This window comes from Tunturiibacter lichenicola (assembly GCF_051013355.1).
Lineage (GTDB): Bacteria > Acidobacteriota > Terriglobia > Terriglobales > Acidobacteriaceae > Edaphobacter > Edaphobacter lichenicola_F.
On sequence record NZ_CP132945.1, the window covers coordinates 585,943 to 609,057 of the forward strand.

Sequence of the window (23,115 nt, forward strand, 5' to 3'; positions counted from 1 at the left end):
CCAAACGAAGCCACGTCCATTTGTACAGACAGAATCTCGATAAGCGATAACAGGGCAAAGCGCTTCATTGAAGCGATCGTTAGCGGCCTTCTGGCCGATAAAAAAAACAGGTGACTCTACGAGACCGTGATTGTGACCTTGCCTCGCGCGTGGCAGGATTCCACATAGCGGAGGGCCTCCGCGACGCCGCTGAGCGAGTATTTCCGATCGAGCGCCGGTTCGATCTTTCCGGATTGCAAAAGGTCGCCGAGAACATTCAGGTCAGCCGCGTTGACTTTCGCGAACACTCCAGTAAGCTTCTGGCTCGTAAATGGCGCCGTTACGAGACGCCCCACCATCGTGGACAGAAGCTCACTCGTACGCTTGTCGGGTCCGCCTCCTCCGCATCCCACAAATGTTCCTTTCGAACTCAGAACACGCCGTATTGCTTTCAGCGGATGATTGCCAACGAGATCGAAGATGATGTCGTACTGGTCGTCGCTGCGCGTGAAGTCCTGAAGGGTGTAATCGATGGCGCAATCCGCGCCGATGGATCGCACAAATGCCACGTTTCGCGTGCTACAGACGCCAGTGAGATGGGCGCCGAGCCATTTACCAATCTGTACGGCAAACGTGCCGACGCCACCCGCTGCCCCGACGATGAGCACACGTTGTCCGGGCTGCACACGGCCACAGTTCCGAAGCCCCTGCAGAGCCGTGATACCGGCTATTGGAACCGAAGCCGCCTGTTCAAAGCTCAATCGCTCAGGCTTGGGAGCCAACTCGGTTTCCTTGCCGCAAGCGAACTCAGCAAATGCTCCCTTGCAAACGCCGAACACCTCATCGCCAGGCTTGAAACGTGTAACTCCTGGGCCAACTGCTACAGCCACACCTGCCACATCCGCTCCCAGGTACGGCGATTTTGGCCGTTGCAGTCCGGTAAACAGACGGATGAAAGACGGCGTCCCGCGCAAAAAATGCCAGTCGTATGGGTTGACCGATGCGGCGCGAACCTGAATCAGGACCTCTCCTGGGGCAGGAACAGGTCTGTCTAATTCCTTGTATTCAAGAACGTCGGGTGGACCGTAGCGGCGATAGATGATTGCCTGCATTGGCTAGCTTTCGAGACACCAAGTATACGGAATCTAGCTACCGTTCGCGATTCAGTCTCGCTGAGTGCATTGGCGATTTGCACTAAGCCGCTAGCGCGGCAGGGTTATGATTCTGTGGGGTTTGGATAGAGTTTTGGACACGCAAGGAGGTGTCCATGACTCACCTACGTCAGCGCATGCAGGAAGATCTCCGGCTGCGCAACTACTCGCCCCGCACGATTCACTCCTACATCCGGATCGTGGCTGAGTTCGCCAGCTACTTCCGCAAGTCACCCGATCAACTCGGCCCGGAACATATCCGCGCCTGGCTGCTGTACCTGCTCGATGAGCGGAAGCTTGCCTGGGGAACGCTCCAGTGCGCCCGGTCGGCGCTGAAGTTCCTGTACACGCGGACTCTGAAGCAGACATGGTTTGATCAGGAGATCATCAAGCCCAAGGTGCGCCGTAAGCTGCCCACCGTCTGGAGCCGTGAAGAAGTTTGCGCTCTGCTCGATGCGACGACGAACACCAAGCACCGCGCACTGCTCGCCGTCTACTACAGCGCTGGCCTTCGCTGTCAGGAGGCTCTCGACCTGAAGGTCAACGACATCGACAGCAAGCGGATGGTCATCCACGTCCGCGAGGGCAAGGGCAAGTTCCCGCGCCAGGTGATGTTGTCACCCAAGCTGCTCGAGCTGTTGCGTGTCTATTGGAAGTGGCGCAAGCCCAAGGACTGGCTCTTTCCCGGAGAGCGGCCGGACCAACCCTTGTTTCAGAACGCTGTGCGGGTCGCCTGTCAGAAGCTGCGCCAGAAGCTCGGCATCACTAAGCCGCTGAGCCCGCATGTGCTGCGACATTCCTTCGCGACACATCTGCTTGATGCAGGAACCGATCTGCGCAGCATCCAGTTGCTACTCGGCCACCGCGATCTTGAGACCACGGCCCGCTACCTGCATGTCTCCGAAGCCAGACTACACGCCACGGCGAGTCCGCTCGACGACCTGCCCATTCGCATTGTTCGAACTGCCCAGGGAGGTAATCGAACGGCATGACAGGACATCGGCTCGAAGTGGCCGATGTCTTTCACGCTCACCAGAACCAGTTCCTTCAGCGCTGGGGCCATGTGGTCTCCGACCAGCAGCGCAAGGTACTGCGCGATATCGGCCGATGCCGAACGGCGGCGCTCGGCACTCATCTCGAACGATGCGATCGCTGCGACTATGAGACTGTCGCTTACGACTCGTGCCGCAACCGGCACTGTCCCAAGTGTCAGTCCTCAGCCCGCGACCGCTGGCTTCTAAAGCAGGCCTCAAGCCTGCTGCCGGTGCCCTATGCCCATGTAGTCTTCACTATGCCCAAGCAGCTGGCGCCGCTCGCACTCCGCAACCAGCGGCTGTTTTACAACCTCTTATTTCGAGCCGCTTCCGAGACCCTGCTGGAGATCGCCGCCGATCCGCGCCATCTGGGCGCACGCCTAGGCGTGCTCGCGGTGCTGCACACCTGGTCGCAGAACCTGGGACATCATCCCCACCTGCACTGCCTCGTTCCTGCCGGCGGACTGGCGCTCGATCACTCCCACTGGGTTCGATCAAAACATAACTTCTTCCTGCCGGTGCGCGTGCTCAGCCGTATGTTCCGCGGCAAGCTGCTCGCCTTCCTCAAGCAGAGCTATCGCCGCAACGAACTATGCTTCTCCGGCATGCTTGCTGCGCTCTCCCAGCCGCATGCATTTCACTCTCTACTCTCTAGCTTGCACAACAAGGAGTGGGTGGTCTACTCCAAGCCTCCCTTCGGCGGTCCGGAAAACGTGCTGAAGTACCTGGCCCGCTACACCCACCGTGTCGCCATATCCAACGGAAGACTGCTCAGCCTCGACAACGGACAGGTCCGCTTCCGATGGCGAGACTCCAAGCACAACAACCGCAGCGGCGTCATGAGGCTCGACGCGGTCGAGTTCATCCGCCGCTTCCTGGTCCACGCACTGCCCGCAGGCTTCATCAAGATCCGACACTTCGGATTGCTCGCCAACCGCAACCGCCGTCAGGCCCTCGACCTGTGCAGGAGCCATCTCCACGCCACCGCCCCGGACAACAGCGCACTGCTGACCGCGCCACAGAAGTCCGCACTCAACCGGTCCTGTCCTCAGTGCAAGCGCGGCACCCTGCACGTAGTCGCTCGCCAACCAGCCGATGGGTCGATCAACTCCCATGCACCGCTCGCCTGCGCGCACTTCGACTCATCCTGAGGAAGACTTTGCCCACGCGCATACCAACACGATCCCTCGCATCGCCAGGCGTTCCTCCCGCCAACGCTACCCCATGGCTCGAATCGGCTCCGCATGACCTCGATGCCTGCCACGGCCTTGCCATGCACACCGCAGGGGCACCCCTGAACGGCCCCGCTCAGGTCACCGGCATCCCATTTCGTGCTCAGTCAGCCGCGTTAACTCACCGTAAACAGCTTTCAATCCCCATACTCTTACCGCGCTAGCGGCTTACTGCAAATCGCCGTATCCGCACCGCTCCGCATCAGCAGCCTCGCACCGCGAGAAATTCTCGCGCGGAGCACTGCCGATACGGCACTAGAGATTTGTCATCAACTGAGAAATAAAACCGCTAACTTTAGGGTTTGGTGGCACACACCCGGAACCGAAACTGCAGTCGGACAGCTCACTGACTCGCCTCGTCAAAGCTTAGCGAGGCGCCACATCTAATGACGCCTCGTCTATGAACTTCGAATTGTTCTTTGCTATTTCTTGATGGTTATATCAAGTGTGGATTGTTTTGGAGTGGTTCCAGCCACGCTAGTCGCTGTAATGATGACTGATACGGCCTTATGGATAACCTCCGCGGATTTGGCAGCCTTTAAGGTCAGGGAGACTGTGGCGGGATTGACGCCATCGAGAGCGACAGTCGGCTTGCTGAACTTACAGGTGACATCTTCTGGCAAATTCGAGCAGGCTAGTTGAACCGGACTCGTGAAGCCACCCTGTGGGATGAGATCAAGAGTAACGCTTTCGGAGCTGCCTTCCTTAAGTTTGATTGACGAAGGTAAGACCTGGAGGATGTAGTCCGCGACCGCCACCGGAATAGGAGACGACACAGAAGAGGTGAGAATGGCATCGCCCGAATAGCTGGCCGTCAAACTATTGTTGCCGGCAGGCAGCTTGCGGGTGACAAGGACCACGGTTCCGCTCTTGGGAACCTTAGCCGATCCAATAACGGTTGTGCCGTTGTAGAAGGTGACTGTTCCAGTAGCGACGTGTAGCGGGACACTTGAACCGATTGAGGCGGTTAGGGTGACGGGTTGCCCACCGAATGAGGACGTGATGTCAGTGCTGAAGTTTACATAGGAAGGATCCGTGGCTGTGAATGGTACGTAGTACGTCGAGGATGTGCCTTTGACATTGCTGTCGCCGGTATAGTCCAACCTTATGGTTCGCGTGCCCGGGGTAGTAACGGTGACGTTAGTCGTCCAGTAGCCGTTGTACTGGGTACTGTCGACCTTGCTTTTGCCCAACACAACGGCTTTGCCACTGGTGATGTCGGAGACGGTAATTACTCCTCCATACGGTGCGAAGCCGCCGTTAGTAAATCCGATCTGCGCGACGAGCTGAACAGGCGTGTTCGCGACGGTGTCTCCGACAGGAAAGAAATCCTCGATGAGTCCCTGCGCCTGTGTGACGTTGTAGGTATAGCTTCCCTGACTCGGCCCGAAGCTTGGATCGCCAGGGTAGCTTGCAACAAGCTGGTGAGACCCTACACTTAGTGCCTGCGTGGGTAGGACATAAGATATAGTGCTCGACTGGCTGGTTGGAAGTCCGGTTTTCGTGAGGGTTTTCTCGCCATAGTTCAAAGTCATCGTGCTAGGCGAAAAAGTTCCGGCTGCGTAGTCGTAGACTCCTCCGGTTGTGATCGGTACGCCATCTGCTGTCATGGTCATAGAGCCAGAAGGAAAGCCGTATCCGGAATTTCCGGCCACGATGACTCCAACAGGCCAAGATAGGCCGTATCCCACCGAAATGGGACCAGTTGCGAAAGTACCACCACCAACCGACCCGACGAACGTTTGGCTCTTCTCGGGAGATACAGTCACGGGAACTTCGTTGGAAGTGCTTGGTCCATTTTTAGCGTCGCCGCTATAACGAGCGCTTACCTTGTAGCTGCCGCCAGGGACGACGGAGGTCATGATATTCGCTACGCTGGTGGTCGATAGTGGTGTCAGATCGCCTGAACCTACCGCGATGGTTGCTGCTGTTGAGGACGTAGCCGAAAGAGCTACAGCTCCGGTGGGAGCGACACAGCTTCCAGTGGCAGAACAGCCGACGGTTGCCTCGAAGCTAATCGGTCTTCCGTGGACTGCGGTCGCTTTTTGTCCGTTGCCAAGTGCGAGAGCAATCGTAGTACCGGCTCCGCTGGATGCGGCTGCCTTCCAGTGGTTGACCAGGGCGTTGACGTCCATCGAGCCGAGTCCTGTTACAAGATCGTAGCCGGAGGCCGCATTGTAGCCAACGGTAAATTGACCGTTTTGATCAGGCACTTTGTTGTTGCCCTTGCTCGTGTCGTGGAAGATTCCAGGGGTCGTTGCTAGTCGGTAAAAGACGTAGTTGGCCATCCCTTGCGGCTGACCGCCCATCTTCTGATTCACCAGCGCCATGATGCCAGCAGCGGCTGGGCTGGAGGCAGAGGTGCCTCCAAAGGTGAAGAAGTAGTCGCCGTAACCGCAATTTCCATTCAGGCATACGAGATACCCGTCGTGAAGTGAAGCAGTGAGGGAGATATCAGGCAGGTCGCGTGCTCCGTCATTCGGAACACCCACTCCAGTCTGCCAGCTAGGCTTAGCGTAGAGACTGCTTACGCCACCACTGCCGGCGTAGAGCAAAACATCATTCGGATCGTTACTGCTTTCATTCCATGCCGTCTCCGGAATGTAGCTGAGCGCAGACTCACCGGTCGTTGGATCGTTGGTCGCACTCCAATACTTGCTGGGGCTAGTTGTATCGTCGAACTGGGTACCACCAACAGCGACGTTGTAAGGTGTTGATGCAATTCCGTTAACGGCGAGGATGCCGGAAGAATAGACTCCGCCAGCAGGTAAGTCACAGCCTGCACCGCCGTTGTCTCCAGCAGATACAAATGAGGTGATTCCCTGTGCAGCTGCCTGCTGCCAGAGTGAATTGTAGAAGGCATTTTCGACTGGGCCCAGGTCGGTTTCGCATGATCCATAGCTGGTGCTCATGACCGGAGCGAGATTATTGTCGACAATGTACTCTGCAGAGACATCTACTCCATCTGCGAAGTTGCTTTCGGAGACAACAAAATCGATCTTTGCCATCGGAGCGACTGCGCCCGACCATGTGACATCGAGTGTGGCCTCGTCAACATCTGTCGTGATCCCGGGATCGTCTCCGTTGATGATGATTTGAGGATCATTCGCGGGAAGTCCGAGTAGGTTGCGGAAATCACGTATGTCTTGGATGGTTATATTGCTGCGACCCACAATGGCGATCGTTTGGCCCGTACCGTTGATTCCAGCATTGTAGAGAGGCTGCACGTTATAGATCTTTGCGAAGTCGGCAGGAGCGATTCCATGCGAACTGTCGTCAAAGGTAAATTGGCCGCCAGCCTTTTTGAAATGTACCTTCGCTCCGCTCAAAACAGCGGGCGAAGACGGATTGCTGTGCAGACGAACGACACCCTTGACTACATTGCGTAGGGCGGCAGGAAGCTGAATATCGCTGGAGTTCGAAATGAACGTTTTATTTTTGTAGGAATAAGAGTGCATCTGCGTCGAGAATGCGTTCTCGACCTGTGCGACATTGCCGCTGAAGACGATGAAGCGGCGGCTTTGTGAAATATGGTGCACGCTCAAACCCTGACTTTGAAGCCACGCGCTGACCTGAGAAGAATCGGCATCGGCGATTCCGAACTGTTGGCCAAATTCGGCTGGGGTCAGCCACTTATGAAACAAGGGAGAAGAAGCGTCGTGCTGAGAGGCGATAAGATCGGCTGCGGCCTGATCCTGTGCTGCCGTGGGCGCCAGCAAAAGCACCATTCGACCAAGACTCTGGCTGGAAGAGAGGCGGCCAATGTCTCGGCTCACCGAGATGAGACGGGCAGGACTGCTGCCTTTGATTGCGACGCGCTCCGCATTCTGAATTGCGTCGGGAATTCGCGATTGAGCCCTTGCTGCTTGACCGAAAACCAGACCTATCGCAAGACACATAATCTTCGCGACGCTTCTACAACGGTTGTTTCTGTGCATGAGTTTCTCCCTGTAAATGTAGCCGGTCCTTCTGGGGACCTGCTGCTGTAACCAAACCTGATGCTTGAAGCAGGAGCGTGTTCGTGCGAACCACAGAACATTCGCACGCGGGGCTGGGCCTAGGCCTGACTAGTTCCAGTTCGTCGGGCTGCTTGTGATCAAGCGAAGCGGTGACTCTGCTGTTGACCTTAGTCACACTTCCGAGGAGACGGGCACAACGGTTCCGCGGAGGTGTAGTCGCATATATCAATGCAGTTTGCTATCCAGACCAACTCTGAACACATGGCACAATCGCAGCCTCGCGCCCGCGCCGAACACGCGCGGGCGTCAGACTCTTTGGGCATGCTTCATAAGGTGAGCGGGCTAGTTATGAGTTCGAATCGACTATAGTCTGCCTCGCGTAGGAGCACTTGACTATAATGGACAAAATATCCAAATATTTGTCGGGTCAGGCAGCTCCGTTTCGAAAGAAGAACTAACGAGATGCATCCAGCGCATTTACCCGAGAACCTTCAAAGAGTGGGTTTTCTCTCTTGCCTGCCTGAGCTTCTGAGGCGCTTCGGCGTAGACCCGTTAGAAGTGTTGACTGGTGCTGGTCTGAGCGCATACGCGCTAGAGAATCCGGATGGAACAATTCCTTACCGAGCAATGGGACTGCTCTCGCAGCTGGCCTGCGAGAAGACTCGCTGTTCACATTTTGGTTTGGAAATCGGTCGTCAAATCCGGACCGAAACTCTTGGACTTCTCGGCGAGCTAATGCGAAATTCGCCGACGCTCCGCGTTGCATTGCAAGATTTTGCAATCAATCAGCATCGAAACGCTCACGGAGGCGTCACCTATCTGCTGGAAGATAAGATGCAAGCGTTTTTCGGGTACGCTGTTTACCAGCCAAACGTGCCCGGTCAGTATCTAATCTGCGACGGCGCTGCCATGGGAGCATTCACCATCTTTTGCGAGCTTGCCGGTACAGGCCATACATCCGCTCTGGAAGTTCTACTGGCTCGATCCGAGCCCAGAAATGTATCCCACTATCGCCATTCGTTTGGGGTCAAGCTTGCCTTCAATGCGGATCAAACCGCTGTGGTTTTTCCACGAAGAATGCTTGATCAGCCTATCGCGGGCGCCGACGTTCGGCGGCGAATCGCCGTCGAGAAGCAGGTTCAGGCCCTATGGCATGCTGGAGAGATTGATGTAGTCACCCAGCTTCGGCGCGAACTACGAGTTGCGCTCATAAGGGGTCGCATTTCTGCTACTACGATTGCGCAACAGCTGGGCATGAGCCGTCGCACGCTCGATCGCCGATTAACTGTTTCAGGGGTGAATTTTCAGGAGGTGTTGGATGAGACACGGTGTGAATATGCTAAGCAATTACTTGACTGCACCCGGCTGCAAATCGCTATTATCGCTACCATCGTTGGCTACGCCGATCCGAGCGTACTCACGCGTGGGTTTGTACGATGGGCGGGGGTAACTCCGAGCCAGTGGAGAGCAGTCCCAGGACGCGAGGCGGACACATGCGCCGGTGTCTCCTTTTAGAGATACCTATGAGTCATTCTTTCTGACGATTGCTTGCGATGAAAGCCATTTGTCGAAACAAGCTTGGGGCGGCTCCTGCAGTCGCTGGCGCAAAATCGATCGACCACGACCCATCGACCCACACAAGAGATGAATCCAACTTTGTCATTACAGCAATTCAGCAGCAAACCGGAAGTTGAATCTCAGTTGGCGGTAACAGGGCAATGCACTCATTGAGCGTTGTGAAAGACTCAAGTCTTGCGGATTGTTGCCGGATGACGGGCAAACCAGAAATTACCGCGTTACTTCCGGATGGCCGACAATCCACTCGGAACGCCCCGAGCCTCTCTGTTCAGGGCTCAATGAGTTCTATAAAAAGGGATGTCAAGAAAAAAGTTTCCCCCTCGACCGGACAGCGAGAAGATTTTTGTCTCGAGATCCAGCCCACTGCCTGTGAGTGTGCCCCTCGATTCGCTCGAGAGGTTCCTTTGTGGCTTGTTTGGATATCCGTGGCTTTCATCTTCCAGTTGGTGACGACGCCGATCGAGTCTTAGACTTCGCAAGCGGGCCTTGGTATTTGGGTGTCAACCATGGTTCTATTAGAGGCTCGTGGCCTATCGCTATTTCTGGTTATCCGAGGAGGCATAGCGTGACTCAGTGACTCGGTGCCGAAGCACACAGGGCCAAACTCATTGACTGATACTCACCTCGAACCGAGCGTCTCGAGAACCCGACTGACCACCACCAGAGAGAATCGCCGGAGATGGAAAGGCCTCTTCATCAGAGACGCTCAAGCTTCTTGCCGATGCAATTGTGTGGCGTCGAAATCCGCTCCTTTCTTCCAAATCGTTAGAGTGATGCTGGCAATCTTTCGTGCCAGGGTGAGACGCGCCATCGTCGGTCGCATCCCTTTCTCAAGAAGAGCAACATAGAAATCGTACAGCGGGCCAGGGTGAGTGCTAGCGGAGATTGCAGCCCCTTTGAAGAGATTCTTCACCTCGGGATTATGGTTGTTACTCAGGCCACGCACGGTCATGCGCTCCCGGTTTCGTTGCAGTTTTCCTCTGACATAGCGGTACTCGCCGCTGTCGTGGGTTTTCAGCGCGAAACCACTGTAAGCCCACAGCTGACGCTTGGTACGGAAACGGTGTGGCGTCTGCAGCTGCGCAACCAGCAAGGCTGCACGAATCGGACCGATCGAAGGAATCTGGCGAAGCAATTTCACGGCATGATGCTTGCGGCTCTCGGTCAGCAAGTCGCGTCGCGCTTGCTGACGCACCGGCTGCAGCAGATCCAGTTGCTGATAGAGCCGTTCGGCCCGGAGACGAACTCCGGGTTCCGGGATCTTGCCTAACCATTCTGCGCGATGCCGCGGTGCATAGACGCTGGTACCGCTGCAGGCAATGGCCCAGCTTCGGTAGAGTGCTTTGATTCGACTCATGACCCGGACAAGATCCTGCGTAATGGTCACGTAGCTGCGACCTAGTTCCTTTAAGGTGCGCATCCCGTGCTCGCCGTGGTAAACCGGCGTGAGTTGGTTGCCACGCAGCAGCTCTGCCAGCTTTCGCGCATCGATTCGGTCACTCTTGCTGCCGTCTTTCAACAGGGCGTTCTTGCGCGGATCGCAGACCACGAGACGGGTGACGTGAGGTTTCAGCAGGTCATGTAACCAGGCCGCAGAGGTCCCTTCTTCGAAGGTCACCAATAAACTTCCGTGCAGCCCCTGGAGGAACTCAAGGATCGTGGCCGCTTTCGTCTCCAGAATACTTTCCATGATCAACTTGCCCCGAAAATCCAAGACTGCAACCGAGATCGTTGCTTGGTGGACGTCCATGCCGACATATTTCTCTTGGCTCATAACGGCGCTCCTTTCGGTAGGTGGTGATACGAATAACCACAACCTACAGCAAAGTGGGCGCCTTTTATATTGCGTGACTCGGCCTGAAGTCGTGAGTTGAGAAGGGACGGACCCTCACCGTTGCCTCACTCCCAGTTCTTCACCTTGGGCCACAGTGCTTGGAGGTTTTCATGCAGACCTCTGCAGATGAAAACCGGTCCACGCTCATACGGCTCCACATACGGGTTTGCATCCTGGGTAAATTCCTCTACCGAGTCAAACTCGCTTTCGAGCGTACTGCGGCTTTCTCCAAAAACGATCATGACGTTGCCCGTATAGCTGCGGGGTCCCCAGAAGAAGTAGTTCTGGTGTCCGCTGATGGCCTGCGGCACATCCGGCCGGTACACGTTCAGCGCGCTCGCGTCGCCATAGTTCTCCGTGTAGATCACGGCCTGTGGGCGCTCTGTCTGCGGCAGCGAGTACCAGGCAGCGGCCAGCATGCCCGCCTTCTGCCGCCAATCCAGCATATCCGCGAAGTACTGTGGCAGCGCTGCCGTGGTTGCCGTCTCCGTCTTCGGCGGCTGCACGTGGATCCGCGCCTGGTAGGCAATGATCTGCGCGGGCGGCAACACTGGAAGTATGATTGGCAGCAAAACCGCGATGAACGCCGCGTTCATCGCTACGTACGCCGGCGTGAGCCCGCGCCGCAGCCAGGGTCTGCGAAACGCCAGATCCCGGGCCACCGCGCCCGCGGCAAAATAGAGCGGATAAATAGCCGCCAGATAATAGTCCTTGGCGTGCAGAATCATCATCAGGGGCAGATACAGCACATAGGTCACGCCCAGAAAACGGAGCATCTTTGCCGACCGGCCGAAGAGCAGCCACAGAATGCCGCCAATCCACAACGGAGCCATCAGCGGTCCGAAGACCAGGATCTGGGTCAACAGAAACTGCAGCGGCCCTATGTGCACGTTCTTGCCGTTAATCTGATCGTTGTGCAGCAGCTCGAGTGTTGCCCAGTGGTGCTGCATCTCCCAAAGCAGATTCGGCAAAATCAGCAGGACCAGGAGTGCAAGGCCGATTGGGAACCATTTTGAAACGAGTAACTTTCTCTGGCTGGTCATCAGCAGCGCTGCCAGCAGACAGGTGAGGAAGAAAACCTCGTTCCACTTGTTTTCGAGGCCCAGGCCCGCCGCCACGCCCAGCAGCACCCACCACAACGCCACTGTACGGCCACTGCGAATGCCGCGATCGGACAACCGCGCCAGCTCCATCAGTGCGAAAGCCACCGTCATCCAGAAGAGCGGCTCAAAGGTGCTAGTCGAAAAGGTCGCACTGGCGCCAATCGCCATGGGCGCCAGCAGAATCCCCGTCATTGCCAAAGCCTGCGCCCAGCGCGAACCGCCCATCCGCCATGCCAGCAACCCCGTTATCGCTACTTCCGCGGCGCCCGCCAACGAGGCAAAGGTCCGGAACAGCGCAAGCGAATGCAACCCAAACAGCAACTCCGAAATGCGCGCGACCAAAGGAATGACGGGCGGCTGATCCACATACCCCCACGCCAGATGGCGCCCGCAGACAATAAAGTACAGCTCATCGCGGAAGACGTCATAGCCGGCGTGTTGCATCGCGATCTGGGTCAGCGTTGCCAGCGCGTACTTGAGCAAACCAAACCCCGCCGCCAGCCAAACCGCGCTCTTCACAGAATCGGCAGCAAATCCCTGCGGCTCTGCAATTCTCATCTCAGTCGCCTCCCGGTTGTGCCTCCATCGCCGCGTACAAATATTTCCTCAGCATCGATTCTTACGCATAGCTTATCCCCGTTGTACCGCGATCATGTATCACGGAACCCAAAGGAGCGAATTGGACGTAGATTGACGCTAAATCGCCAATGCACTCATCGACTTTTTGGTGCGCGGAGAGGATTTTGGGGGCTCTGTCTGGTTGACGGGCAATCCGGACATACTCCAAGGATGGGTCGGATCATGATTTGGTGGCACGGAGGCCACAGACCATGAAGCAGAAGCCGCGCTCCCGAGTCAATCGCAAGAAAGCTAAGACTGTCTTGCGCCTTCCCGATCTTGAACATGCCAAGGCAGCAGTCCTGAACAGCCTGACCAGTGCCGACGCCCAGCGCGGGTATCGTCATGCCATCGACGAGTTCGTTGACTGGTATTGCTCTGAGCCCGTCTGTCATTCAATCGGATCGTGGTCTTAAGGTACAGGAGCTATCTGGAATCCCGGCAACTGGCTCCAGGAACTGTCAACCTTCGCCTGGGCGCTGTGCGGCGGCTCGCGTACGAAGCGGCCGATTGCGGCCTGCTCAGTTCGGATCTCGCGGCTGGCATTCGCCGCGTCAAAGGTGTGAAGAAACTGGGTGTTCGTTTGGGAAACTGGTTGACGGTCGAGCAGGCTCACTCTCTTTGGCAAGCGCCCGATAGCCAGGGGCTCAAAGGGAAGCGGGACCGAGCACTTCTTGCGTTGCTGCTGGCATGTGGGCTGAGGCGGCACGAAGCCGTTGGCCTGAGGATTGATGACCTGCAGCAACGCGAAGAACACTGGGCGATTGTCGATTTGGTGGGCAAGGCAGGACACGTCCGAACGGTTCCGATTCCCGACTGGGTGAAAGGGCAGTTGGACGAGTGGCTGAGGGCGGCGGGAATTGCCCGAGGCAGAATCTTTCGTAGGGTCACCAGGATGGGGCGGACATGGGGAGACTGCATGACGGAAAAGTCGATCTGGCACATTGTGAAGGATTGCGCGAAAGAGATCGGTATGCCAAAACTGGCCCCTCATGATCTGCGTCGGACGTGCGCTCGTCTGTGCCACGCTGCAGGCGGCGAATTGGAACAGATCCAGTTCCTGCTGGGACATGTCTCGGTTCAAACGACCGAGCGATACCTTGGCTGCAAGCAGCGGATTCGATCGGCGGTCAATGATCGCATCGGAATTGAACCAAATCCCTGAGTCGCGGGGGTTCTGGAAGAGTGGCCGACCAACCGGACAGAACGCGAAATGTATGGCAGTAGACTCTGCTCAATGAGTGCTAAGCCCTGATATGGAGGGAGAACCTAAGTCAGAGGTTATCGACAGTGCGACTTTCAGGCGCGACAAGCGATAAAGCCTAACGTTTGATGCGAAATCCTTTGTTACTGCAATTTTCGGTACTCAGCTTTGGCCTGCTGCAGTACAGGAATATCCTGGTCAGCGTCCTTCCATAGAGTAAGGAAATCCTGATAAGCCGCCTTAGCCTTGACGGTGTCGCCCTGCAACACATAAGCGCGACCGAGGCCAAGATGGGCAAGCGCACCGATGGGTTGGTTCAGGACGAGGCCGCGATGGTCGAGGATCTTCTGGAACTCGGCTGCAGCCTCGCTACCCCGGCGCGCAGCCAGATAAGCTTCGCCACGTACAAAGACTGGAAACATCGCGGTCCAATCCAAATCACTGGCTCTCGTCGCCCCTAGCTCAGAGGGTGCGGCGGCCGCAAGACTCGCAGTGGCGCCAGAGGCATCTCCTTTGTTGAGCGCAAGCTTTCCGCGGACGCTCGGCAGATAGTTGAACTGCACAATTGTGTCTTCCGGAAATTTCTTGTTCAGATCATCGGCCAGCGCTTTCGCTCGCGCATTATCCTTGGTATAGGCAAACGCGAGCGCCGCAAAATACTGCAGATCGCGGCCGCTCGAGAGCTTCATTGCCAAAGTGGCGCGTCGCCGCGCTTCCTCCGTGTTGCCGAACCAGGCTTCTCTCAGTGCGGAGGTGCCAGAGTAGAGGGCAGGCGCGTCCTTCTCTCCGCCGCGTTGGGCGCTATCCATCGCGCGGCGGGTCAGCTCGCGGGCGTCTTTAAGGTGCCCGGAATAGGCGGCAGTATCGCCTTCCGTACTCAACATTGTGTGACCCAACCTCGTCAGGGCCGCCAGCTTTGTAGCGTGTTGGGCCATCCCCGCCGCATCGTTCTGCGCGAAGGCAAGGTTATACATTTCGAGATCGATGTAGGGAGTATGTAATTTGCGTTCAAGGGCCTGCGCGTAGGTAGCCTTAGCCTCATCGAAGCGATTAAGAGCGGTGTACGCACGAATGCGGAAAGCGTAGGCGAGGGCAAAGTCAGGACGCAGACGAACTCCCTCGGAGGATTCTTCGAATGCTCTCTCATATTGGCCAACCACCGGTAGAATTGCTGCCCCCAGGTAGACGTGCGGCAGCTCTGAGCGCGGATAATCCTGGATCCAAAGATCGCAGGCTTCTATAGCCTTCGGGATATTGCCGGTAACTCCTTTATGGTAGGTGGCGGTAATCCAATACTTCTCGGCCTCACTGGCCCGGTCGCGCAGTTCGTAGGCCTTTGTGCGGTAGTTCACAGAGAGGCCGGGTTCAAGACTAGTGGTTGCCTGGACCCCCAGGTAGGCGTACGCCACCGCAAAGTTCGGGTCCAGTTCGACGGCATGCTTGAAAAACGGCGCCGCCGCCTCCGGCCCTTTTGTCCTGACAGCTTGCATGCCAGAGCTGAAAGCTTTCAGAGCCTCAAGCGAGGGTGTCGTCGCCTCCTCCAAAGGGGTATCAAACTTCTGGATCGTGTTGAGAGACTCGCCCAGCTTATTCCGTATCTCGACGGACACCTTTCCAAGCGCATTAAGCACATGGTTCTCGTCGCTCGCCTCCGCCTCTGTGCTCGCCAGCGTTTCTCCGCTTTTGCAGTTGACCGCCTTGAGCGTCAGAAGATACTGAGTGCCAATCTTCGCAATCGAACCATCGAGCACCGCGGCGCTCGTCGTTCGCTGGCAAACCTCTCGTGCAATTGCCGGTATCAGCTTTGCATCGACGTGCTGGCCCATCAGACCGAGGGTCTGCTGGATCTTCTCGTCAGGGATAATGCTGAGGAAGGGTGACTGTTCTAATTGGACGGAGAGTCCCTGCCGCAGCGTGCCGTCAAATACCGGGTCGCCGGTGGTGTTGGCAAAGTCCGCAAGGACGATGGTGTCTTTGTCCGTCAACGCGTGTACCTTGTGAGGAAAAAACATCCGGGTGCCAACAGCCAGTCCGATTCCGATCATCAGTATCGCGGCACCAGCGACCAACCACCATCGAGTGGCTCGCGCGCCCGTCTTCAAAGGCCCCAGATAGTCGCGCCGTGCATCCTCGCCCAGTTTCGCGGCTTCCGGTTTCGCGGCAGCCGGCTCCGCAACTTCAGGAGCAGCCTCTACCCTGCGGACTTCAGTAACAAGGAATCGATATCCTCGCTTGGGAATTGTCTCAATGTAGCGGGGATCGTCCGCGCTATCGTCCAACGCCTCCCTCAGCTTGCCCACCGCCACGCGGAGGCTGCCGTCGAAATCAACGAACGTATCGTCGGGCCAGAGGCGGCTTCGAAGTTCCTCCCGGCTGATGACTTCTCCAGGACTTTCCAGCAGCGCGACGAGGAGCCGATAAGGTTGCTCCTGCAGCCTTATGCGTCTTCCATTCTTCAGTAGCTCCGCCGAGGCGACATTTACCTCGAACGGGCCGAATTGATAGGCAATTCCCGGATGTGTCTGCACATTTGGGCACCCTAGCCGAAGAGGATCGATGAGGAGTTGAGTCTACCACCGCGTCACGCCGGTTAACAGGCCTTTCCTATTCGCTTGAATCGCATCAGCTTAGCAGTTAACAAAGCCTTCACGACAAGTTGCTTTGACCTTGAGGGCCGCTTGGGTTTTGATGTGCGTGCTGAACCCGGTTTGGTCACCGCTTGGCTAAACCGGTACTTCACAGGAGATCCTAAAATGCGAGTCCATTCCACTCTGACGACTATTTTTGCGCTGGTTCTTGTAACGACCTCTGCGTACGCCGACTCTCTGGTCTACATCGTTAACGGTTCTCAACAGTTCGGCACCCTTAATTTGGCCACAGGAGTATTTCAGCAGATCGGTTCGACCCAACCCGAAGCTGGATCTTTCGGCCTGGCTACAGCGCCGAACGGATCGCTGGTTACGTTTGCCTACTCCAGCAATCTGTACTCAATAAACCCTGCAACCGGGGCTCCGACGCTCGTTGGCCCAACGGGACTGGACAATTGCGCAACGTCGACCTCGCCGTGTGGATCGACCTCGGCCAGTACTCTTGGCAACTCGGCGGGGAAGATTTATGCAACGGATTTCCAGAACAGCCTTTATAACGTGAATGCAGTGACCGGCGTTGCCACGTTGATTGGCCCCACCGGCATCCCGGGAATCCCCTACGTCCCAGGCAGTTTCAACGCTGACGGAACTATCAATTTTTATGACCAAGCCATCTTTGGGGCAGCGGGAAACCTGTACGAAACATTCGATGCTTTCGTATTTGATCTGAATTCATTCACGGTCGTGAAGACCATAGTTGCGCCCGCACTTTACCAGATCGATCCTTCATCGGGGCTTGGAACCCTGGTCGGAACCACCGATCTAGGCATCGGCGCAGTTGCCGGTGTGGACGGCACCTATTACGCATTCAATGACATGACAGGTCAAATAGAAGGTCTTAACCTGGCGAACGGCAGCACCAACTTTATAAGCAATTTTGATCCGGCTGCCGGAGTGATTCAAGGAGCAGTCCCGGTTCCCACGCCAGAGCCATCCTCGCTGGCCCTGTTTGGCACCGGATTGCTCGGGCTCGTCGCCTTCGCTCGCAACAAGCTGGCCCGTAAGTACTGAACCCGGTCGATCGCCCTTTTTACCTTGAGCGCCGCTTGGGTTCTGATCCCTGCTGAAACCGGTTGATCGGTCCTTGTCTTCAATGTCAATTCTCAAAGGAGAAACGCCATGAAAAACTCAGCTCCCTCTATTGTTCATTCCACCCTCATCGCAGCTGCCCTTGCCATCGGCGTCATCGCATCCGCCCCATCCGCCTTCGCTGCATCGGCCGAGACGATCAGCACCGTCAACGTTCCATTCTCTTTCTGGATGGACAACCACGAACTGCCCGCCGGCACCTACCGGATACTGCTCAGGTCAAACAGGATGCTTGAATTGAACGGACCCAACGGACAGAGGCACATGATCATTGTGCACCAGGCGATCTCCTCACAAACGCCCCGGACCGGATACCTCCTCTTTCACCGCTATGGCGAAACCTACTTCCTGGGTCAGGTTTGGTCGGGCGACACCAACATCGGACTGGAATGCTCCCGCACGCCTGCCGAGAAACGGGCCGAACACCAGATGGTTATTGCGTCTAAGCGGTCCACAGCCGGTCTGGCTCAGATCGCCCTCAACTCTCAAAAACAGTAACGACAACAGCAACGACGCCACCCTGCGGCGAATTCAATTAGGGAGATTTTTTTATGAAATTACGCGCGCAAAAAAAGCTGCTCTTCCCGTTAGCTCTCGCCCTCACACTGATGCTCAACCTCGGCGTCGCAACCGTTTACGCACAACGGTATCCCGTAAAGATGGGGTTTTCGGGAACTACCGGGCCCAGCACGATTAATCTACAGCAACCCAGCACGACGAACAGCGACTTGGATGTCGCCGGGAACGGTACGCTAGGCGCATTCACCTTTGTCGGTGTCAGGGCTATCACAGCTTTTCCGCAATCGTCCAGCACCTGCTCGGGCTCAAATAAGATTGCTTTTTCAAGTAGGGCCGGCGCGGGCGTACTTCGCTTCCAGGATGGGGGCCTATTGAAGGTGACTCTCACGCAGGGAGAAGATTGCATCGATCTCGCGGCTCAGCAGGCGCACTGCACTTTGACCTTCCAAATCACTGGTGGAACCGGGCGTTTCAAGGATGCGTCTGGCACTCTTACCTTGACCGAGACAGTGGTGCCGCTGTTGGCCGACGCCCTTGGCAACCCTGTCTTCTTCACCACTACGGGGGAGTTCACGGGAACGGTCTCCGGAGTAGCCAAAGAGTGGGACCACCAAGAAGACCGGCAATAGGGAGACAGAGGATGCTCAGTAGCTTCCCTGAACGGAGCTTATGGGTCGGTGCTCAAAGGAGAGGTCTTCGGTCAGGGACCTATCGTAGCGGCCGGGGTGTCAACGTTCGACGGTAAAGGTCACTTCGTCGCGGACCAGACGGTCAATCTCAACAGCAATGTTTTTCCATGGCCGCTAACCGGAACCTGGACGGTGAATCGCGATTGCACCGGCATTGCGGACGTTGTTGGGGCTGGTCTCCACTCGTTCGTAATTATTGACGGCGGAAAGCAAATGGACCTGATGGATAACAACTCTGCCGAGGTGCTCACGATTCACTTCACGACGATAGGGTCAAGAACGAACGATCACCACGTAGACTGAGTGTCGCAGGCCATCTTTGTTGAACTGCAAAAATAGACAAAGATGGCTCGAACGCCTGTACAGAGTTCACGTGAAGACTGGTGGCTGGCCGTATCACGCGTATGAGAACTCGTTGCCGCATGCTCGGCTGGCAGGCTCTGTTGAAACCGTTTGAGTGGACCGCGGATAGGGGCCCGCCAGCACGGGGTGAAGACGCGAGGGAACCGAAGACGAAGCCGGTGCCGACGGCCACGATTGAGTGCATGGACAGCCCCTATCGAACGTTCGCCCCATCTGCACCTATTGCAGCCTCACTCCTGGGTTCCGGGCGTATCACGGGCAAACCGGAAGTAAATCCCGTAGCGCCCGCAAAGTCAGGTTTGCGGCAAGTTCGATGGTTCAAGCGTTTCGGATTCAGTGGACGTGGTCGGAGTCGGGCGCTGGAGAGTAAGGTGCGGTTTGCCGACAAACTGGGAGTTGGCCGGAGCGACTCGAAACATCACGACAATCTCGCCACATCCCTGCCGGATGGCACCATTGGGTTAGGAATTGCCAAACGTTTTATTTCTGTTCCAGCGCAAGGGCGTAGACATCGCTGGTTCCTACGTCGCGCAGCAACAGCGGTGCGTCGGTGGGGTCCAGCCCAAGCCATACCGAGTAGAATCCCGTAGTGTGAACACCCTTCAGATCGGCGATGCGCTCTGCATTTCCACCACTGGCTGGAATTCGAAGCAAGCCCGGATTATCTTGAAACCTCAAAACGTAAATCGAGTGGCTATCTCTCGACCACGTTGGAAAGCCCGCGAATCCCTTGTATGGCGTCGACCACCGCTGCGTCCTGATGTCGAAGATAGTCAGACCGAGTGATTTTGGCTTCAGGGTAACGATGGAACGGCCATCCGGAGACCAGCGTGGCGCGAACATACCGACAGATCCGGGGAGGGTGGTGACGTGGTTGCTGCCAAGTTCGAGAATGCAGATGACGCTCTTTGGATCGTTGCCTCCCTCTCCGCTCGTCGAAAAGGCAATCGGTCCGTCGGGCGACCAGTTCGCATCAGTCTCCGGTCCAGCTTCTTCTGGGAGAAGCAGCCGCGGAGTGCCGCCCTGAGATGACACTATATACGCCCTGGTGTTGCCACCGTGCGGGGGCGTCGCCACGAATACGATTTGTGTGCCGTCAGGCGACCAATTGGGCAATCTCGGGTAAATCGTACCGTTGGTGAGCTGTATGGGTGAGCTTCCATCTTCGTTGGCCCTCCACAAGATCCCGTCGGGATAGGAAACGTAGGCCACAGACTTACCGTCCCGTGAGAAGGACACAAATTCGGCGGAAATTCCCGCGAGGAAGGACTGGAATTGCCGGGACTGGGCGTCGAAGCGGATCAGTTCTCCACGGGGGGTGACACCGGAAGCAAAGATAGTCTTCCCATCCTTCCCAGGAATGGGCGAGTCCCAACGGATAGGCCCTGAAGTCATTTGAACGGGCTGATCGGATGATCGCCGGAAGAGCAAGTGCCGCTCATCAATCATCCATATCTGGCCTCTGGACACGAAGAAGAATCTCCCGTCCTGAGCCCACTGTCCATAGTCCTGGCCAGCCGACCAGGCGGGGAGCACCCGATGCAGATCAGACCCGCTGGAAGACATTTCCCAGAGGGCCTGGTCCTTCGTAAATCGGATGGTCTTGCCGTCGGGCGACCAACAGATCGAAGTAACCAGGCTTCCAACCGAGGCCAACCTTCGATCTTCCGCGCCATCGCTCTGAATAAGGTGGATATCGCCTTCCCCGGTTGAGTAGGCAACCGTGCTTCCGTCGGGACTCCAGGCCGCATCCACGGCTTCCGCCAGATGGCGGACCGAACCACCCAGGATCCGAACACTCCACAGGGGGTAAGCTTTTTGCAGGCCTCCCGTAAATGACGCGACGAGAAAAGTGGACCCATCCGGGGAAACATCCACCAGTTGCGGGCCGGACACCGTCACCGGGACCGGGGCGATCTCTCCGCCTGAAATCGCAACCTGGCCGATAAGTAGTAGTTGACCCTGATCAAAGTAGAGCCTGCTTCCGTCAGTTCCCCTAAGCTGCTTTGCATGGCCATCGTGAGTGATCTGGCTGTACGCCGAGACTCGCAGCGGGGGAACACTATTCCGGCTTGCGACCACGAAATACGCCGCGTCCGCAAGCGTAAGAAGCGCGATCACGCCGCCCGACCAAATTAGTGCTCTGCTCCTTCGGCGTTGACTGGGAAATCCCTTGGTGGCGACCGCCGGGACGATACCCGATTCCGACAAGGCTTCAAGTGCAAATGCCAGATCCGATGCAGAGTGAAAACGCTGTTCGGGATTCTTTTCCAGGCAGCGATGCACCACGCGCTGCAGCCCCGGGGGGATGCTCGGCGCAAGCTGCGAAATCGAGGGCGGATCGTCGTTGAGGATGGCGGTCATCGTCTCCGCTGATGTGGACCGATGGAATGCTCGTGTGCCGGTCAGCATCTCATAGAGAATCGCGCCGAAAGCGAAGATGTCGGTCCGATGATCGACCGCTTTCCCGCGAACCTGCTCGGGAGACATGTATCCGGCGGTGCCCATGACCATGCCGGGATCTGTTCCGGGGCGCATCGTCGGCGCGTTGCCGTCCGGCTCTGGCTGGGGCTGCATTAGCTTTGCAAGCCCGAAATCCAGAATCTTGATGCGGCCGTCCTTGGTGATGAAGAGGTTCTCCGGTTTTAGGTCGCGGTGAACAATTCCTTGTTCGTGGGCGGTTGCCAATCCATGCGCGATCTGGACCGCGTAGTCGATCGTTTTGCGAACCGGCAGCAGGCCGGATTGTAACACCTGGCGGAGCGTGCCGCCCTCCAGCAACTCGGAAACCAGATAGGGAACACCTTCAAAGACGCCAAACCGATGCACCGCAAGGATGTTGGGATGGTTGAGAGCCGCGGTCGCCTGTGCTTCCTGTTCAAAACGATGAAGGCGGTCAGAATCCCGGGAAACGAAGGAAGGCAGAATCTTGATTGCCACGTCGCGTTTTAAAACAACATCACGAGCGCGGTATACCTCGCCCATCCCGCCCGCACCCAGCAGGCCGAGAATTTCATAGCTATCCAGCTTCGTTCCTGCAGCTAACGGCATGGTGAGGCGGATTATACCTCTCAGGCTAAGTTCCGTGGCTAAGTCTTCATTCGAGGACTCGCGCAACCCTGACGCCTTAGCGATTATTTCCGGGTCACGGACAAACCGGAAGCTATCCTAACTTCCTGTTTTGCCGACAACCGTGAAGTGCATCCTAACTAACCGCCGACGATAAGGCTGTGGCGTCCAGCGCGGGCAACCTGGCGCCCTTGATGACAAGCCACAGCATAAACGCCACCTCCCCGAAGGAGGCGGGCTGAGCGTAGGTAAACACCTTGTCGTAATACTGCGGCAACAGTATGCCCGTAAGGCTCAGGATCACCCACGCCAAGCCATCGATGGCGAGCCAGACGCCCAGCAATCGCGGCAGCAATCGCGACTCGTACACGAGCAGCGCGAGCGGTAAGAGCCACAGACCAAAAAATATCTCGTCAACAACAAGCCCCTGAAAATGAAGATTGAGGAACAGCATAGCCAGAGCATCCCGCTGAGGCTTTTCTAATATGGATAGGAAGTCAGCCCCGCGCACGAGAACGAGCGCAGCGATTGAGTTCAGCTCATTCAGAAACGCTATCGGGATAGAAGCAACGACCAATGTCACCATGAGCGCGGCGTATCGCCGGTTGACCCCCTTGAGCAGGTCGTATAGAGCCAGAGCCACGAAGATAAAACCGGCCTGGCTGATGAGTTGGGCCGCGATGCCGAGGCGAAAAAGCGTCGCGGAGGCCGCAATGTTGTTGGCCGTCGCTGCTGCGTTTCCGTGCACGATTAGCTTGTTGGGAACATAGACCATGGCGAAGACGCCCGGTATTGAGAAGAGTACATACAGCAGACCTGCGAGTCTGCCTGGGTTCTTCGTGATACTCATGTTCCCTCCCTTGTTGTAAGGGGCCTGGTAAAAGGGTCTACCGGAGAGACGCCAAAGACTGTCGAAATGTTACCCCACACAACGAAACCAAGCGATTTCGTACAGAACCTCTTGCAACAAGGTCTGATCCGGATTCTGGTCGTATGACGGGCAATCCGGACATACTTCAAGGATGGGTCGGATCATGGTTTGGTGG

Annotated in this window: 17 protein-coding genes; 10 read left to right on the top strand and 7 right to left on the bottom strand. The window is 56.8% G+C overall.

The window, feature by feature from the left end:
- Positions 1-116: 116 nt before the first annotated feature.
- Positions 117-1,091 (bottom strand): NAD(P)-dependent alcohol dehydrogenase, encoded by a 975-nt coding sequence (locus RBB82_RS25190; RefSeq protein WP_433975879.1) that lies wholly within the window; start codon positions 1,089-1,091, stop codon positions 117-119.
- Between the two features lie 155 nt (positions 1,092-1,246).
- On the opposite strand from RBB82_RS25190, the gene RBB82_RS25195 reads away from it, so the two are divergent.
- Genes RBB82_RS25195 through RBB82_RS25205 form a run of 3 tightly spaced genes read left to right on the top strand, consistent with a single transcriptional unit; the run spans position 1,247 to position 3,560 of the window.
- Positions 1,247-2,122, top strand: a complete 876-nt coding sequence (locus RBB82_RS25195) for a tyrosine-type recombinase/integrase (RefSeq protein ID WP_433975880.1) — start codon at positions 1,247-1,249, stop codon at positions 2,120-2,122.
- Positions 2,119-3,315 carry an IS91 family transposase gene (locus RBB82_RS25200; RefSeq protein ID WP_433975881.1) on the top strand — a complete coding sequence of 399 codons (1,197 nt, stop codon included), beginning with the start codon at positions 2,119-2,121 and terminating at the stop codon, positions 3,313-3,315. Before RBB82_RS25195 ends, RBB82_RS25200 begins: the two co-directional genes overlap by 4 nt.
- Before the next feature lie 8 nt (positions 3,316-3,323).
- Complete coding sequence (locus tag RBB82_RS25205; RefSeq protein ID WP_433975882.1) at positions 3,324-3,560, top strand: hypothetical protein; 237 nt, start codon at positions 3,324-3,326, stop codon at positions 3,558-3,560.
- A gap of 258 nt (positions 3,561-3,818) precedes the next feature.
- Here RBB82_RS25205 and RBB82_RS25210 read toward each other — a convergent pair whose 3' ends face one another.
- On the bottom strand, positions 3,819-7,334 hold the full coding sequence (locus RBB82_RS25210) for an Ig-like domain repeat protein (protein WP_433975883.1): 3,516 nt from the start codon (positions 7,332-7,334) through the stop codon (positions 3,819-3,821).
- Positions 7,335-7,817: 483 nt separating this feature from the next.
- Between RBB82_RS25210 and RBB82_RS25215 the strand changes: the two genes are divergently transcribed.
- Positions 7,818-8,870, top strand: a complete 1,053-nt coding sequence (locus RBB82_RS25215; protein WP_433975884.1) for an AraC family transcriptional regulator — start codon at positions 7,818-7,820, stop codon at positions 8,868-8,870.
- Between the two features lie 769 nt (positions 8,871-9,639).
- Here the strand turns inward: RBB82_RS25215 and RBB82_RS25220 are convergent.
- Both RBB82_RS25220 and RBB82_RS25225 read right to left on the bottom strand, forming a co-directional pair.
- On the bottom strand, positions 9,640-10,707 hold the full coding sequence (locus tag RBB82_RS25220) for an IS110 family transposase (RefSeq protein WP_433975885.1): 1,068 nt from the start codon (positions 10,705-10,707) through the stop codon (positions 9,640-9,642).
- 125 nt (positions 10,708-10,832) lie between these two features.
- Complete coding sequence (locus RBB82_RS25225) at positions 10,833-12,428, bottom strand: ArnT family glycosyltransferase (protein ID WP_433975886.1); 1,596 nt, start codon at positions 12,426-12,428, stop codon at positions 10,833-10,835.
- A 272-nt stretch (positions 12,429-12,700) separates the two neighbouring features.
- Between RBB82_RS25225 and RBB82_RS25230 the strand changes: the two genes are divergently transcribed.
- Positions 12,701-12,904 carry a hypothetical protein gene (locus tag RBB82_RS25230; RefSeq protein ID WP_433975887.1) on the top strand — a complete coding sequence of 68 codons (204 nt, stop codon included), beginning with the start codon at positions 12,701-12,703 and terminating at the stop codon, positions 12,902-12,904.
- Positions 12,905-12,969: 65 nt separating this feature from the next.
- Positions 12,970-13,653 (top strand): tyrosine-type recombinase/integrase, encoded by a 684-nt coding sequence (locus RBB82_RS25235; RefSeq protein ID WP_433975888.1) that lies wholly within the window; start codon positions 12,970-12,972, stop codon positions 13,651-13,653.
- Positions 13,654-13,835: 182 nt separating this feature from the next.
- On the opposite strand, the gene RBB82_RS25240 is transcribed toward RBB82_RS25235, so the two are convergent.
- Positions 13,836-16,220 carry a winged helix-turn-helix domain-containing protein gene (locus tag RBB82_RS25240; RefSeq protein WP_433975889.1) on the bottom strand — a complete coding sequence of 795 codons (2,385 nt, stop codon included), beginning with the start codon at positions 16,218-16,220 and terminating at the stop codon, positions 13,836-13,838.
- Positions 16,221-16,445: 225 nt separating this feature from the next.
- Here RBB82_RS25240 and RBB82_RS25245 point away from each other — a divergent pair, with 225 nt between their 5' ends.
- From RBB82_RS25245 to RBB82_RS25260, 4 genes are all read left to right on the top strand, one after another.
- On the top strand, positions 16,446-17,351 hold the full coding sequence (locus tag RBB82_RS25245) for a PEP-CTERM sorting domain-containing protein (protein ID WP_433975890.1): 906 nt from the start codon (positions 16,446-16,448) through the stop codon (positions 17,349-17,351).
- Between the two features lie 108 nt (positions 17,352-17,459).
- The gene (locus RBB82_RS25250) at positions 17,460-17,927 is read left to right on the top strand and encodes a hypothetical protein (RefSeq protein ID WP_433975891.1); all 468 of its coding nucleotides are present in this window, start codon (positions 17,460-17,462) and stop codon (positions 17,925-17,927) included.
- A gap of 53 nt (positions 17,928-17,980) precedes the next feature.
- Positions 17,981-18,577 carry a hypothetical protein gene (locus RBB82_RS25255; RefSeq protein ID WP_433975892.1) on the top strand — a complete coding sequence of 199 codons (597 nt, stop codon included), beginning with the start codon at positions 17,981-17,983 and terminating at the stop codon, positions 18,575-18,577.
- Positions 18,578-18,625: 48 nt separating this feature from the next.
- Positions 18,626-18,940, top strand: a complete 315-nt coding sequence (locus RBB82_RS25260) for a hypothetical protein (RefSeq protein ID WP_433975893.1) — start codon at positions 18,626-18,628, stop codon at positions 18,938-18,940.
- A 540-nt stretch (positions 18,941-19,480) separates the two neighbouring features.
- On the opposite strand, the gene RBB82_RS25265 is transcribed toward RBB82_RS25260, so the two are convergent.
- Together RBB82_RS25265 and RBB82_RS25270 are read right to left on the bottom strand one after the other, a co-directional pair.
- Positions 19,481-22,051 (bottom strand): protein kinase domain-containing protein, encoded by a 2,571-nt coding sequence (locus RBB82_RS25265; RefSeq protein ID WP_433975894.1) that lies wholly within the window; start codon positions 22,049-22,051, stop codon positions 19,481-19,483.
- A 154-nt stretch (positions 22,052-22,205) separates the two neighbouring features.
- Complete coding sequence (locus RBB82_RS25270) at positions 22,206-22,919, bottom strand: DUF4386 domain-containing protein (RefSeq protein ID WP_433975895.1); 714 nt, start codon at positions 22,917-22,919, stop codon at positions 22,206-22,208.
- Between the last annotated feature and the right edge of the window lie 196 nt (positions 22,920-23,115).

Excerpts from the sequence above, each read along its gene's own strand:
- RBB82_RS25190 (WP_433975879.1), bottom strand. The coding sequence starts at position 1,091 with ATGCAGGCAATCATCTATCGCCGCTACGGTCCACCCGACGTTCTTGAA.
- RBB82_RS25195 (WP_433975880.1), top strand. The coding sequence starts at position 1,247 with ATGACTCACCTACGTCAGCGCATGCAGGAAGATCTCCGGCTGCGCAAC.
- RBB82_RS25200 (WP_433975881.1), top strand. The coding sequence starts at position 2,119 with ATGACAGGACATCGGCTCGAAGTGGCCGATGTCTTTCACGCTCACCAG.
- RBB82_RS25210 (WP_433975883.1), bottom strand. The coding sequence starts at position 7,334 with ATGCACAGAAACAACCGTTGTAGAAGCGTCGCGAAGATTATGTGTCTT.
- RBB82_RS25215 (WP_433975884.1), top strand. The coding sequence starts at position 7,818 with ATGCATCCAGCGCATTTACCCGAGAACCTTCAAAGAGTGGGTTTTCTC.
- RBB82_RS25220 (WP_433975885.1), bottom strand. The coding sequence starts at position 10,707 with ATGAGCCAAGAGAAATATGTCGGCATGGACGTCCACCAAGCAACGATC.
- RBB82_RS25225 (WP_433975886.1), bottom strand. The coding sequence starts at position 12,428 with ATGAGAATTGCAGAGCCGCAGGGATTTGCTGCCGATTCTGTGAAGAGC.
- RBB82_RS25230 (WP_433975887.1), top strand. The coding sequence starts at position 12,701 with ATGAAGCAGAAGCCGCGCTCCCGAGTCAATCGCAAGAAAGCTAAGACT.
- RBB82_RS25245 (WP_433975890.1), top strand. The coding sequence starts at position 16,446 with ATGCGAGTCCATTCCACTCTGACGACTATTTTTGCGCTGGTTCTTGTA.
- RBB82_RS25250 (WP_433975891.1), top strand. The coding sequence starts at position 17,460 with ATGAAAAACTCAGCTCCCTCTATTGTTCATTCCACCCTCATCGCAGCT.
- RBB82_RS25255 (WP_433975892.1), top strand. The coding sequence starts at position 17,981 with ATGAAATTACGCGCGCAAAAAAAGCTGCTCTTCCCGTTAGCTCTCGCC.
- RBB82_RS25265 (WP_433975894.1), bottom strand. The coding sequence starts at position 22,051 with ATGCCGTTAGCTGCAGGAACGAAGCTGGATAGCTATGAAATTCTCGGC.
- RBB82_RS25270 (WP_433975895.1), bottom strand. The coding sequence starts at position 22,919 with ATGAGTATCACGAAGAACCCAGGCAGACTCGCAGGTCTGCTGTATGTA.